This is a genomic window from Paenibacillus xylanilyticus (assembly GCF_013359935.1).
Lineage (GTDB): Bacteria > Bacillota > Bacilli > Paenibacillales > Paenibacillaceae > Paenibacillus > Paenibacillus xylanilyticus.
On sequence record NZ_JABMCB010000202.1, the window covers coordinates 756,527 to 769,118 of the forward strand.

Annotated in this window: 13 protein-coding genes and 1 riboswitch; of the genes, 4 read left to right on the forward strand and 9 right to left on the reverse strand. The window is 46.2% G+C overall.

All coding sequences use genetic code 11. The features are described from left to right. Window positions 1-2: 2 nt before the first annotated feature. Complete coding sequence (locus tag HP552_RS29900) at window positions 3-1,298, reverse strand: molybdopterin molybdotransferase MoeA (protein WP_175398984.1); 1,296 nt, start codon at window positions 1,296-1,298, stop codon at window positions 3-5. Window positions 1,299-1,438: 140 nt separating this feature from the next. Between HP552_RS29900 and hlpB the strand changes: the two genes are divergently transcribed. After that, window positions 1,439-1,729, forward strand: a complete 291-nt coding sequence (gene hlpB / locus HP552_RS29905) for an HNH nuclease-like protein HlpB (protein ID WP_175398985.1) — start codon at window positions 1,439-1,441, stop codon at window positions 1,727-1,729. A gap of 133 nt (window positions 1,730-1,862) precedes the next feature. On the opposite strand, the gene HP552_RS29910 is transcribed toward hlpB, so the two are convergent. The 5 genes from HP552_RS29910 to lpdD form a co-directional block, all read right to left on the reverse strand. Further along, window positions 1,863-2,597 carry a DUF4247 domain-containing protein gene (locus HP552_RS29910; protein ID WP_175398986.1) on the reverse strand — a complete coding sequence of 245 codons (735 nt, stop codon included), beginning with the start codon at window positions 2,595-2,597 and terminating at the stop codon, window positions 1,863-1,865. An 11-nt stretch (window positions 2,598-2,608) separates the two neighbouring features. Continuing rightward, on the reverse strand, window positions 2,609-3,115 hold the full coding sequence (locus HP552_RS29915; RefSeq protein ID WP_175398987.1) for a DUF4178 domain-containing protein: 507 nt from the start codon (window positions 3,113-3,115) through the stop codon (window positions 2,609-2,611). Between the two features lie 23 nt (window positions 3,116-3,138). After that, a complete protein-coding gene (locus tag HP552_RS29920) occupies window positions 3,139-3,540 on the reverse strand; it encodes a DUF350 domain-containing protein (protein WP_175398988.1) in 402 nt (133 codons plus the stop codon). A 97-nt stretch (window positions 3,541-3,637) separates the two neighbouring features. Beyond that, the gene (locus HP552_RS29925; protein WP_175398989.1) at window positions 3,638-4,309 is read right to left on the reverse strand and encodes a PspA/IM30 family protein; all 672 of its coding nucleotides are present in this window, start codon (window positions 4,307-4,309) and stop codon (window positions 3,638-3,640) included. Window positions 4,310-4,432: 123 nt separating this feature from the next. Continuing rightward, window positions 4,433-4,774 (reverse strand): prenylated flavin chaperone LpdD, encoded by a 342-nt coding sequence (gene lpdD, locus HP552_RS29930; protein WP_175398990.1) that lies wholly within the window; start codon window positions 4,772-4,774, stop codon window positions 4,433-4,435. A gap of 151 nt (window positions 4,775-4,925) precedes the next feature. Here lpdD and HP552_RS29935 point away from each other — a divergent pair, with 151 nt between their 5' ends. Continuing rightward, window positions 4,926-5,714 (forward strand): polysaccharide deacetylase family protein, encoded by a 789-nt coding sequence (locus HP552_RS29935; RefSeq protein ID WP_175398991.1) that lies wholly within the window; start codon window positions 4,926-4,928, stop codon window positions 5,712-5,714. Between the two features lie 134 nt (window positions 5,715-5,848). On the opposite strand, the gene HP552_RS29940 is transcribed toward HP552_RS29935, so the two are convergent. From HP552_RS29940 to HP552_RS29950, 3 genes are all read right to left on the reverse strand, one after another. After that, complete coding sequence (locus tag HP552_RS29940) at window positions 5,849-6,523, reverse strand: 3D domain-containing protein (protein WP_175398992.1); 675 nt, start codon at window positions 6,521-6,523, stop codon at window positions 5,849-5,851. 2 nt (window positions 6,524-6,525) lie between these two features. Next, window positions 6,526-6,729: riboswitch (cyclic di-AMP (ydaO/yuaA leader) on the reverse strand. Window positions 6,730-6,999: 270 nt separating this feature from the next. Further along, entirely contained in the window at window positions 7,000-7,725 is a 726-nt protein-coding gene (locus tag HP552_RS29945; protein ID WP_175398993.1) for an amino acid ABC transporter ATP-binding protein, read from the reverse strand. Continuing rightward, entirely contained in the window at window positions 7,712-9,148 is a 1,437-nt protein-coding gene (locus HP552_RS29950; RefSeq protein ID WP_376768999.1) for an ABC transporter substrate-binding protein/permease, read from the reverse strand. Before HP552_RS29950 ends, HP552_RS29945 begins: the two co-directional genes overlap by 14 nt. Window positions 9,149-9,356: 208 nt before the next feature. Between HP552_RS29950 and HP552_RS29955 the strand changes: the two genes are divergently transcribed. After that, the gene (locus HP552_RS29955; RefSeq protein ID WP_175398995.1) at window positions 9,357-10,532 is read left to right on the forward strand and encodes a M20 family metallopeptidase; all 1,176 of its coding nucleotides are present in this window, start codon (window positions 9,357-9,359) and stop codon (window positions 10,530-10,532) included. Window positions 10,533-10,776: 244 nt separating this feature from the next. Next, a complete protein-coding gene (locus tag HP552_RS29960; protein WP_175398996.1) occupies window positions 10,777-12,528 on the forward strand; it encodes an alpha-glycosidase in 1,752 nt (583 codons plus the stop codon). The last annotated feature ends 64 nt before the right edge of the window (window positions 12,529-12,592 follow it).

Below are 12,592 nucleotides of genomic sequence, written 5' to 3' on the forward strand. Positions count from 1 at the left end.
TCCTACTTCACCTGCCCATGGGGTAGCTTAAGAATCCGTACCTGTTCTCCTGCAGGAATCCCTTTCTTTTCAGGTGGAATGATAATCAGGCAATCACTATCTTTAATCGTGATCATGACACTGGACTCATCCACTCGAGCCGCAGCAGGCATCGCATATACCCTTCCATTCCGAATTTCCGTGCGCCCCCGTACAAACCGGGTAAAGTTGTTTACTTTCGTATATTCCTGATCCAGGATCGCTGTCCACTCTTCCAAATAAGGGTTGGCATCATTTTGCATCATACGAATGGTTGGCCGGACAAACAAACCGAATCCAACAAAACAAGCTCCGGGGTTACCGGATAGTGCAAAGAGCAGTTTATCATTCACGACGGCTGCTGTTGTAACACTTCCTGGACGCATCGTCACTTTATTAAAGAGCATCTCCATATTTCCTTCACGTACCAAATCACCCATGATGTCATAATCGCCGACCGATACACCGCCAGTGGTCACCACAATATCGTTATCTTCAACCGCTTCTGCCAGTTTCGCACGTGCAGTATCCACATCATCCGCTATGGAGCCATACATGACAGGTTCTCCACCTGCCTCCGTGACCAGGGAACGCAGCATATAGCTATTGCTGTTGCGAATTCGTCCGGGCTGCAAAGGCTCGTCTACCTCCAGCAATTCGGTTCCAGTGGCAAAAATGGCGACTTTCGGACGTCGAAACACCGGGACATGGGCAACCCCAAAAGTAGCCAGTACCGATTGCTCTCCTGCCTGAATAATCGTTCCGGCTTCAAGCAATAGCTGACCTTCCTGAACTTCCAATCCGATTGGCGTAATGTTGGCGTTAGGCTGGATATGACGCTTAAGGGCAATCCATTGTTCTCCATCCTGCTCCCTGCTTTCGGTCATCTCCAGCATGACAACCGCATCGGCACCATCAGGTACTTGCGCACCTGTCATAATTCGGGCGGTGGTGCCGGGAACAATCGGTTGATCCGATGTATATCCACATGGAATTTCATCAACGACACGCAGCCAGATCTGTTGGTCGCTGGACGCATTGACGGTATCACTGCTCACAATCGCATAGCCATCCATCCCGGATCTCCGGAAAAAGGGATATGGATGCGGGGCATGAATCGTTTCAGCAAGCGTTCGCCCATGCGCCGATTCCAGGGTGACTCTCTCAATCGCAATTGCAGTAACATGGGGTGAAATTTTAGCCTGTGCAGCCTCGACCTGAACTGCTGTACGATTAAATTTGGGACTGGTGATGTCATCTGAATGGGAGTTGATTTTCAAAATGGATAAAACCTCCTTGGGACAGAACTCGTTTAAGAAAGTGTAGCGTGAAAGCTAAGGTGTGACAAGTAAAAGCCCGGCTGGGAACATGAAAGTGCGATATCATGCCCATAATAGAGATGAAGAAATGGAGGGTCATCATGAGTAACCGATGCGAATTGTGCGGTAGAGATCCTGTCGAAACGACGGTCCATCATCTCACACCCAAAGAAATGGGCGGAACGTTCATGCCTACCGCCAATCTATGTATTCCGTGTCATAAACAAATCCACTCGCTATTTACCAATCAAGATATTATGAGCCTAAACCTTAGAGATCTACAGGCACTGCGCGAGAATGAACGAATGGCCCCTTATATCCGCTGGATTCGTAAACAGCCTCCTTCCACCATACCCCGGACACGCAAGTCCAATCACGTTCGCAGATCCTAATCATACGTTGGTCCTTTCCTTACTAAAATATATATAAAAAAACAGCCACAAGGTTTGCTTGCGCATGGCAGGGTTCATTCTGCCTTACCTCGTGGCTGTTCTGTATGGATTGTTCAGACGGGCCGAATCATGATTACCTTCGCCTCTTGATGCGTCCCCCGCCTACCCTCGTTTTGGGTTTCTTATAAGAGCTTTTTGGTGAGTCAAACAAGCCTCCACTCTTATTCCGTTCAACCGTACCCGTGCTCGGTTCTTTTTTGCGGCTAAACAAGCCCCCGCCTGAACCTACACTTGTATCGGTATCCCCTCCCCGCCGGGTAATCGACCCTTTTCGGTCGACTGTAATAGGCGGAGCGGCCTTTTTGTCACTGCTTGTTGGTGCACGATAAGTACCTTGATTCGGTTTGTACGTATCACGATCTGTGTATCCTCTGTACTTTCCGTACCCGCTTCCGCCAAAGGAATCAAACAAATTGCCAATGAGCGTTGCGGTCAAATATCCTTGTAGAAAAGAGGAATCGTAATTCTGCCGAACATATTCCTTGGAATCCACTTCAATTAAGGTGTCTTCCTTCTTGTTTGGATCTTGCTGCAAATGATAATACTGGTCCTGATATACCAGGAACATCCGCTCTTCATTTTCCGCCGAGATCTGATCAGGTCTACGCTCTTCGGATAACTCCTGTGCAACTTCAGGAACAGAGCGGTCGGCAGCCCGATACACATACGATGTTGTATTGCCACTGCCACTTACAGACTCAAGCGGATAAGTGTCCTGAACGGAAGGCATCCCGCACGCGGACAACAGGGACATGACAAGGCTGAGGACCAGCATTAATTTTAATCCAAGTGCCATGCGCTTTTTCATTGGAACCTCTCCTAGCTCGAACGAATCACTTTGATATCCGCAGGAAGAATGGACTCACCTTCATACAGAGTAAATCTTCTGTCTTGCCATTCCACACGCAGAAGCATATTATCATCGGACTGGTACTGCCAAACCAATTGCTCCCCACCCTGACCATAAGGTGTCCTGCCTGCTGTGGTAACCATTCCTCCATATTCTTCCTCCAGATGATAGGCGCGTCCATCCAGATCGAGCAGCGTCGGCACCTCATCCGGTGCGTCAAGACGGCCGTCAATTGGTGTATAGAGGGCGTAATGTGTCATTTCTCTTTCTTCAACATGCAAATGTCTAATGGTTGTGCCATCCTGCAAGGTTAGCACCACTGCTCTTCGCGCACGGTGATGCACCCGTCCCACGACTTCATATGTTACAAGTGAGACTTCACAGATGTCACCAGGTGCAAGATCCAGCATCGTTTTCTCCGCCTGCGGCGGTTCGGGCTTAGCCAGAATCCCTTTAATCCGTTTCCATACACTCATACCCATTACTCCCGTTCATTATCTTATAAACAAGCTGCAATAATTAATGCACCCACGATATGCAGAGCACCGGAGAACAAACCGTACCCTGTCTTCCCTTGTTGTATTCCCGTGTCCAGATCCAGATTGGCCCACTTGCGAATCATAAAGTGCACTACACTCTCCAGAATAAGCAGGATGACAAATGAAACAACGGATACAAGCAATGCTTCACCCAGGTGACCTGCTGTCGAAATGGAAGTCGCAAGTACATACCCTTGAGCAAACAGCTTCATGACCATCCGTGTCGTAACCGCCATGTTCCCCGCTTTAACTTCTGCAAAATCCTTATACTTCGTAAACAACGAGTCCACATACATCAAAACAAAAAGCAAAACCGAACCAGATAAAGTCCAGACCAGCATCGCCAAAATGTTCAAATCCATTTACACAGCCCCCACATATCAACATGAACCGCATTTAAAAGCGAAGGAGAAACGTTGGTCTCTCCTCCGCTGATGAACCTTGCTTCAGGTGCAAGGTTTAATTCTTATTTTCGTATTGCTTCATGAGCGCAGCCAGTTCATCCTCAACGGCCTGATCCTTGCCGAGTTTCTCAAACTCTTCATCCAGTGATTTTCCTTTGGACGACATCTCATTGCTGGCTTCTGCCTGTGCTTCCATCTGCATCATTTTTTCTTCCATGCGTTTCATGCCCGCACTAGCCGTGTCGGAGCTGAATCCGTTCAATGCTTTGTTGATTTCAGTTTGAGCTTTGGCAGCGTTGTAACGTGCAACCAATGTCTCACGTTTGTTTTTCATCTGTGTCAATTGCTTGCGCATCTCATCCAGCTTGCCGCGTAGATTGTCTGCAGATGCTTTGTTCTGATCATAGCTTGTTTTGTATTCCGCCATTTTCACTTCTGCCGCTTTTTTCTCTTCCAGAGCCCGGCGTGCCAGATCCATGTTCTGTGCACGTGCTGCAGTATGAGCTTGCTCCTCACGCTTCTTCACCAAAGCTTCCTGTTCTTCGAACAGCTGCTTAAATTTTTTCTCAATAGCGATTTGTTGAGCTACAGCTTTCTCGGCATCTTCCAAATCTTCCTGCATATCACGGATATATTGATCCGTCATCTTGATTGGATCTTCTGCCTTGTCAATAATGGCATTAATGTTAGACATCGTTAAATCACGTAAACGTTTGAACATGGACATTATGGTATTCCTCCTAGTCGATATTACATCTTGTATATAAACATACATACGTGGTAATCTTTCACTCGTTTCAATTTTACCAAAAAAAAGTTTAAAACACGATGCTCTGCCTTCCAAAATCTACTATGTTGTTACATCTGCCTGGTTTAAATGATCGTCCAGCAGCTTTTCTGCCGTCAGCACGATCTCATCAATCTGCATGCGTGTAATGGCGTCGAAATGAATGCCCATTACAACAGTCACGGTTACCTTGAGATGATTCGCAGCCTTGCGTGCAAGCCGCTCGCATAGCTCCTGTTCCTTATGGCCCGGAATGTGGATTGCAGTTCCGACCACCCGTTCACGTTCCGGATAAAAGGTTGCTACAGCCCCAATATGAGCTTTCCCACCAGTGACCAAAAATATCTTATCCTCTCCTGCATCAATTACCTGTAAACGAACCGTATTTAAATCATAAGCATTCATTAGTCCACCCATCCTTTATGTGTGTATATGTAATGGTGGAATTATGAACCCAATGGATCAGATTGGACAATGAAACTTCTCACATCATGCATAATGAACCAACGCCAAGGGCATACCAAAGAGAACGCAATTTTGAAAAGGAGGCTGTATCATGCGAATTCGCCTCATCGTACTTTCCATGCTGGTCCTGATCCTGAGTGGAAGTTATTCTCCTGGACATCTAAGGGCTAATTCAGCTCCGGACAGTCTGCCTGCTGCAAAACCCGATCTATCTGAAGATGAACAGCTGACACTGGGTCAGCTAAGGCAGAAATATGCGGACACATTCAAAACCAATGGCCCTTCTACCAGACAAGTGGCACTGACTTTTGATGATGTGCCTGATCCAAGGTTCACCCCACAGGTGCTGGATATATTGAAAAAATACAAAGTAAAGGCTACTTTTTTCATTGTGGGCAACCGCGCTGAGAAACATCCCGACCTCGTCAGACGAATCGTTAGGGAAGGCCATATTGTTGGAAACCATAGTTACAACCACCCTGAATTCAGTAAGCTGTCTCTCAACGCTTTTCGTAAACAGATCCTACATACCGGCGACATTATTCATAAACTGACCGGGTACACACCGAAGATGATTCGTCCTCCATACGGGGACATTAACGAAAAACAGCTGCAATGGGCCGCCAGACAGCAGTACAGTATCGTAAACTGGAACGTGGATTCACTGGATTGGAAAGGTCTTAACAAGGACCAGGTGAAGCAAAATGTGTTATCTGCGGTCAAGCCGGGTTCCATCATTCTCCAGCATGCCGGAGGCGGTGTGGGTTCCAACCTGTCCGGTACATTAGAGGCACTACCGGAAATTATTGATGAGTTGCGGTGTCGGGGATTCAATCTGGTGACCTTGGACGAGATGCTGCAGCTGCCCAAGAGCAAATAATGTCCGAAGTAACTGTCACTTATAAACATGTATCTGCAAACGAACGCAAACTTGAGTTTGCAGATACAAGACAAAAGGTGCCCTTCAGTCACGATCATCATGACTAATGGACACCTTTATTGTGGATGATTATATTATTTTAAAATGTAAAGTTCAACGTCCTGAAAACCAAATGTGCTCACAGACTTCTGACTGCCAGGAATGAAAATATCAATTCGTTTTCCCTTGATGGCTCCACCAATGTCACGCGCAGTTGCTACAAATGCTTGCTTTGGTAGTCCCGGATGGGAGTGACCTGTAACCAGTACTTTTGTTCCCAGTGGAATAACACTTGGATCAACGGCGATAGTGCCCAATTCGAGCGGATTACCAAAGTAATCCACAGCACCCCATCCCCCATTTTCAGAGGCATCTGCAGAGTAAGCAGTTGCTTTCACTTCTACTGCCTTACTATAGTCGAACGTTTTACCCCAGGCTTGAACGACTTTGTCATCTGCATTTACATCAAGACTTGCTGTCGTGATGGTCTTCGCCGCGGATGAGCTCTTAGAGGCTGCAGCAGCCTTGACCGTGTTGGTTTTGCCAGGAATGGTAATCTTCAAACCACCATAAATGTTGTAAGGCGAAATGTCATTGTTAGCTTTGATAAGTGTGTTAAGTCCAACGCCATATTTTTTCGATAAGGTGTAGAAGGTATCCCCCTCTTTGGCCACGTGAACAGAATCAGCGTGAGCTGGAACGGCCTGGATGAGCATTGCTGCTGTCAGCAGGGCTGTTGCTGTTTTGGCTATACTTCTCTTCTTAATCATGGTCTTCCTCCCTCATTGTGCCTGCGAAGTTAGTTGTCGGATTCGGATGGAGGAAACCACCCTATAGGTTCGCTGTTACATTGGTGATGCGTTATGTACCCCTAATTCACCCCTAGCAGCGTGTAATTTCAATCTTCCCCCGTACACGCTTTGCATCATTACATCCTCCACACTTCCTGCTCAGGAAGTTTCGGCAGAATCAATATATCACAATTTTGTAACCAGGGTCCGTAGTAAATGTTACCAAATGGTATGTTCAGTTCATGATGAGACTGAATTTATAAGGTTTTTTCAGAAAATGGGTGTGTAAAAGCAGCTTTCAACAATGACAGAAACGTTACTTTTATGTAAATCCATGCTTATGCAGCTCACAAAAAACAACCCTGCTAACAGTATAGTTAACAAGGCTGTTTGATTAAATATTTATGATTAATGATGAAAAATGAAAGGCTATCCGTCGACTTTTCAAGGAAAGTCTATGACAACACTTTGCCCAGAAAATCCCGTGTACGGGCATGTTTAGGGTGTCCAAACACTTCGTCAGGTGTTCCTTCTTCCACGATTACGCCACCATCCATAAAGATGATGCGATCACCAACTTCTCGGGCAAAACCCATTTCGTGAGTGACAATAACCATGGTCATACCGCCTTCAGCGAGACGTTTCATTACATCCAGCACTTCCCCGACCATTTCAGGATCAAGCGCAGACGTTGGCTCGTCAAACAGCATTACATGGGGCTGCATGGCGAGTGCCCTGGCAATGGCAATCCGCTGCTTCTGTCCACCAGACAGCTGATTCGGATATGAATCCTTCTTATCGAACAAACCAACGGTATTGAGCAAGTCTGCAGCGATCTGATTTGCTTCCTGTGCTGACTGCTTTTTAACCTTGATTGGGGCAATCGTAATGTTTTGCTGTACGGTTTTATGCGGAAACAGATTAAAATGCTGGAATACCATCCCCATTTTTTCCCGCGTTGCATTAATGTTGTGTTTGGGATCTGTGATCGACACACCTTCAAACTCAATTTCGCCTGAGGTCGGCTGCTCCAACAGGTTGAGGCAGCGCAAGAAGGTACTTTTACCCGATCCGGAAGGACCGATGACTACAACGACCTCACCCTTGCCAATTGTTACATTAATGCCTTTAAGCACATCGTTTTTTCCATAGGATTTGTGTAATTGTCTAACGTCTATCACTTGCACTCAACTTCCTTTCCAGTCGACCCAGCAGCTTGGACAAAATGAATGTCAATACAAAATAGATGGCTGCCGCAATAAGGAACGGATTCATTCCTTGGTACGTAATGTTTTTGACTACACTTGCCTGGTACATGATATCGACCATACCAATGACCGAGATAATGGACGATTCTTTAATAATGGTCACAAATTCATTACCGATGGCAGGCAGCACTGCTTTGAAAGCCTGTGGCAGGATAATGAACCGCATCGCTGCACCTTTCCCCATCCCCAGGGAACGAGCTGCTTCAAGTTGACCGCGATCGACACCTTGAATACCCGCACGGAAGATCTCGGCAAGATAGGCACCACTGTTAATCGAAAGGGTAATGATACCCGCTTGCAGCGCCGAGAAGTTAATTCCGAAGGTCAGGGAAAGACCGTAATAGATAATCATCAATTGAACCAGCATCGGCGTACCCCGAATAACTTCAACGTAGGCAGTACCGATCCAGCGGAGGATCGCAAGGTCATGCATTCGGAACAGGCAAATGATCAATCCGATGATCACCCCAAATATGACGCCAAGTGCAGACAGCAAGAGGGTGTAACCAACACCTGTCGCATAAAAACTTTTATATTGCCAGAACACTTCAAAAATGTTTGGCGTTTTGGTTTCCCGGTCAGCCATCAACTGACTGGCTTCCGTAACCATTTGATCGATTCTGTTTTCGCTTTTCAGCCGTTCAAGCGTACCATTAACTGCTTTCAGCAATTCCGTGTTTCCCTTACGAATCCCGATTGCGGCTTCCACCTGCTCTTCGTCCGGAATTGCAGGAGCAAGTCCAATCGCATCGTCCAAATAACCTGCAGCAACGGTATCCTCAACGATTGCAGCGTTGATCCGTTTGGTTTGCAGCTGCAGCACAATATCCGAGATTTTATCCAGAGAAGTCAGCTTGGCTCCCGGAATCTTCTGTCCGATCGTTTCCTGAATGGAACCTTTTTGTGCACCGATCTTTTCATTCTCCAGCTCGGTCATTGTTGGATATTTGTCTTTATCCTCATTCCGGACCATAATCACTTGTTTCGATTTATAATAGGTATTTGAAAAGTCGATACTTTTCTTGCGCTCCTCTGTCGGTGTCATGCCCGAGATGACCAGATCCACACGGCCACTTTGCAAGGCAGGCAGTAGACCGTCAAAGCCCATGTCCTCAATGACGAGCTCTGCGCCCAGATCGGCAGCAATTTCTTTGGCTATCGCAATATCAAATCCTACAATCTCATCTTTGCCATTGATGACTTTATGGAATTCATATGGTGCAAAGTCGGCACTTGTGCCAAGCACCAGTTTTTTGCTGCCTGAATTACCCGTAGTTCCACTTGCAAGCGCCGAAGGTACGGCTGCCGTCAGTAAAACGACAAAGGCCAACAGCATCATAATGTAACGACTTATCAATTTCAACCCTGTTCTCCCCTTACAATACTTTGTATGCTTTCTCATGTTGATGCCTGAGTCATTATAAAGTACAATGCATGATTATGCAATGCATTTTGAAATTACAAATCCTGACTTGTTTCTGAAAAATACACGCAAACATGATATAATTACTGCATTATTTTCATTTTGCATAAGGAGTTTTACGATGACACATACCAAATCACAAATTTTGTCGGTTATTGATCAATATGCTTCCCGTTTTAAAGAGATTTCATCATACATTGGTGCCAACCCCGAACTAGGGAATGAAGAATATCTCGCCTCTGCCCGGTTGAAGGAGGAACTCAGCTTCCACGGCTTCGATGTGGAGGCTCCCGTACTTGGACTGGATACGGCCTTTATCGGTACCTACTCGGCTGCCAAATCAGGACCAACCATAGCCCTTTTATGCGAATATGATGCACTTCCTGAGATCGGACACGCCTGTGGTCATCACCTGATCTGCATGATGAGTTTGGGTGCTGCTGTCGGTTTGAAATCCATCCTGGATGAAGTCGGTGGCACGCTAAAGGTATTCGGAACACCTGCGGAAGAAACGCGTGGTGCCAAAGTTCCGATGGCGGAAGCCGGCCTGTTTGATGACTGTGATATCGCGCTGATGGCCCATCCATATTACGCTTATGAGAAATCAGGCAGCTCTCTGGCCATTGATGCAGTACAATTTGAATTCCACGGAAAATCGTCTCATGCTGCTGCCAGTCCGCATGAAGGGATTAATGCTCTCGACGCCGTAATCCAGACATTTAATGGCATTAATGCATTCCGCCAGCAGGTGAGAAGCACCGTTCGGATTCATGGAGTTATCAATAGTGGGGGACAAGCGGCCAACATCATTCCCGATTATGCTTCTGCCCAATTCTATGTACGCGCCTCAACAAGAAAAGAACTGAATACACTTACGCAGCGCGTCATACAGATTGCTGAAGGTGCTGCGCTGCAAACAGGCTGTCGTCTCGTGACTTCCAATTATGAAACATCATACGATGAGATGGTGACCAATGAATCGTTATCTGCTGCTTTCAGTGAAAATCTGATAGAACTTGGTATTCCCCAAGAAGAGATTGTCAGCGGCAACGACCATGGGTCTATGGATATCGGTAACGTGTCCTTGCGCTGTCCTGCGATCCACCCTTATATCCGTGTTGTGGATGAAGTTCATACCCTCCATTCCATCGAATTTCGTGATTTGGCGCTGCAGGAACGAGCGCTGGACGGCATGATTTTGGGTGCAAAAGCACTTGCTACAACGGCCTGTGATGTGCTGACCAAGCCAGAATTGCTGCAATCTATTCGAACTGAGTTTGAACAGGCTGTTCGTTAATCCAAGGTATTTAGCTCTCTGAAATGTAAGAAGAGGTGTTCTTCGGGACGGATTTACGTCTGCGGAAAACACCTCTTTTGTTTATTCTGCATACGTATAATCAGGCACAACATGGAGAAGCCTGTGAAATGAAAACGATGAAAATGATGAAAAATTTTCTTGTTATGTAAACCGTTTCTGGTTCATTTGCTGTCTAGCTTGGTTATGTATAGCTATAACTTATCTTGATACAGGAGGTGCTGTCATGCTGCTCGAAGCGATGTACCACGTTCCCCGTGACAAGTGGGCCTATGCCTATAACCCGTCTACGATTCATCTGCGTGTACGAACCAAGAGAAATGATGTAGAATATGTGACTGCACTGACCGGTGATAAGTATGATTGGGATGGAACCTATAGAGAAATCCAGCTGGAAAAAGCCGCATCTGACAGCATGTTTGATTACTGGGAGGCTGCGGTGAAGCCAAAATTCAAGCGTCTGTCCTATATTTTCCGGGTCACTGCTGGCAGTGAAAATGTATTTTTGGCTGATAACGGCATTCATCATGAAGCCCCTTATCCGACGGGAGGATATTATGAATTCTCCTACATACATGAAATTGATGTATTCAAAGTACCTGAATGGGCAAAAGAAGCTGTCTTTTACCAGATCATGACGGAACGTTTCGCCAACGGCAATCCAGATCTCAATCCGGAAGGAATCCACAGTTGGGGTGGCAAACCTGAGCTTGATAACTACTTCGGTGGAGATTTGCAAGGCGTCCTCAATCATCTGGATGATTTGGTCACACTCGGCGTGAACGCCATTTACTTTACCCCCCTCTTTCAAGCCAACTCCTACCACAAATACGATACCGTTGATTACAAAAAAGTAGATCCGCATTTTGGAGATAATGACATGCTCAAAAAGGTGGCCGAAGCTTGTCACCTGCGTGGAATCCGTGTCATGCTTGATGCGGTTTTTAATCATTGCAGTGAAGACTTCCCTCCATTTCAGGATATATTGAAAAATGGGAAGAATTCTAAATATGTGGACTGGTTTCATATTAATGAATTCCCTGTCGGTATTAAGCATGGCATACCCAGCTATGATACCTTCGGTTTTTATGGCAATATGCCGAAGTTTAACACAGCCAATCCAGAGGTTAAGGAGTACCTGCTTGATGTGGCTGAATACTGGATCAAGGAAATCAAGCTCGACGGCTGGAGGCTCGATGTTGCCAATGAAGTGGATAACCACTTCTGGCGTGATTTCCGAAAGGTTGTAAAGGCTGCGAACCCGGAAGCCTATATCGTGGGCGAAGTTTGGAGTGATTCCCTGACATGGCTGATGGGTGACCAGTTCGATTCTGTCATGAATTACCCTTTTGCCGACAAAGTCCTTGAATTTTTCTGTGGATCCATGGATGGTTATAATTTTGCGAATGAAATGGGCACTTTGATTATGCGTTATCCGCAACAAACCAACGAAGTGATCTTCAATATGTTATGCAGTCATGATACCCCTCGCCTACTCTCCAGATGTGGTGAAGACAAGCGCAGATTGAAGCTGTCCGTTGTGTTCCTGTTTACCTATATTGGCACGCCTTGTATATTCTACGGAGACGAAGTGGGGATTCGTGGTGAAGGCGATCCCGATTGCCGCAAATGCATGGAATGGGACCCTGCCAAGCAAGACCGGGAACTCTATGATTTCTACCGGCTGATGATCGATCTGCGTAAAAGCAATGAGGCACTTCGGAAAGGGCGCTTCCGCTTCCTGAAGGCGGATCACAATGATCCCTGTATCGTGTATGAGCGCATGGATGACAATCTTCACTTCACCGTATGGATGAACAACACTCCGGAAGGACGTACACTCTCACATCCCATGGAGACCAAGGACTGGAGAGATGCATTAACTGAAGAGCCGGTCACGCCTACGGATGGCGTCATGAATATTAAGCTTGATCCTTACGGCTACCGTATCTTGTACAGACAACTGGATCCATTATAAAAGAACCTCCTAATCATCAGATGAATTTGCAGATTCTGGTGTTTAGGAGGTTTTTTTTTGAAAA

Excerpts from the sequence above, each read along its gene's own strand:
- hlpB (WP_175398985.1), top strand. The coding sequence starts at position 1,439 with ATGAGTAACCGATGCGAATTGTGCGGTAGAGATCCTGTCGAAACGACG.
- HP552_RS29910 (WP_175398986.1), bottom strand. The coding sequence starts at position 2,597 with ATGAAAAAGCGCATGGCACTTGGATTAAAATTAATGCTGGTCCTCAGC.
- HP552_RS29915 (WP_175398987.1), bottom strand. The coding sequence starts at position 3,115 with ATGAGTGTATGGAAACGGATTAAAGGGATTCTGGCTAAGCCCGAACCG.
- HP552_RS29920 (WP_175398988.1), bottom strand. The coding sequence starts at position 3,540 with ATGGATTTGAACATTTTGGCGATGCTGGTCTGGACTTTATCTGGTTCG.
- HP552_RS29925 (WP_175398989.1), bottom strand. The coding sequence starts at position 4,309 with ATGTCCATGTTCAAACGTTTACGTGATTTAACGATGTCTAACATTAAT.
- lpdD (WP_175398990.1), bottom strand. The coding sequence starts at position 4,774 with ATGAATGCTTATGATTTAAATACGGTTCGTTTACAGGTAATTGATGCA.
- HP552_RS29935 (WP_175398991.1), top strand. The coding sequence starts at position 4,926 with ATGCGAATTCGCCTCATCGTACTTTCCATGCTGGTCCTGATCCTGAGT.
- HP552_RS29940 (WP_175398992.1), bottom strand. The coding sequence starts at position 6,523 with ATGATTAAGAAGAGAAGTATAGCCAAAACAGCAACAGCCCTGCTGACA.
- HP552_RS29950 (WP_376768999.1), bottom strand. The coding sequence starts at position 9,148 with ATGCTGTTGGCCTTTGTCGTTTTACTGACGGCAGCCGTACCTTCGGCG.
- HP552_RS29955 (WP_175398995.1), top strand. The coding sequence starts at position 9,357 with ATGACACATACCAAATCACAAATTTTGTCGGTTATTGATCAATATGCT.
- HP552_RS29960 (WP_175398996.1), top strand. The coding sequence starts at position 10,777 with ATGCTGCTCGAAGCGATGTACCACGTTCCCCGTGACAAGTGGGCCTAT.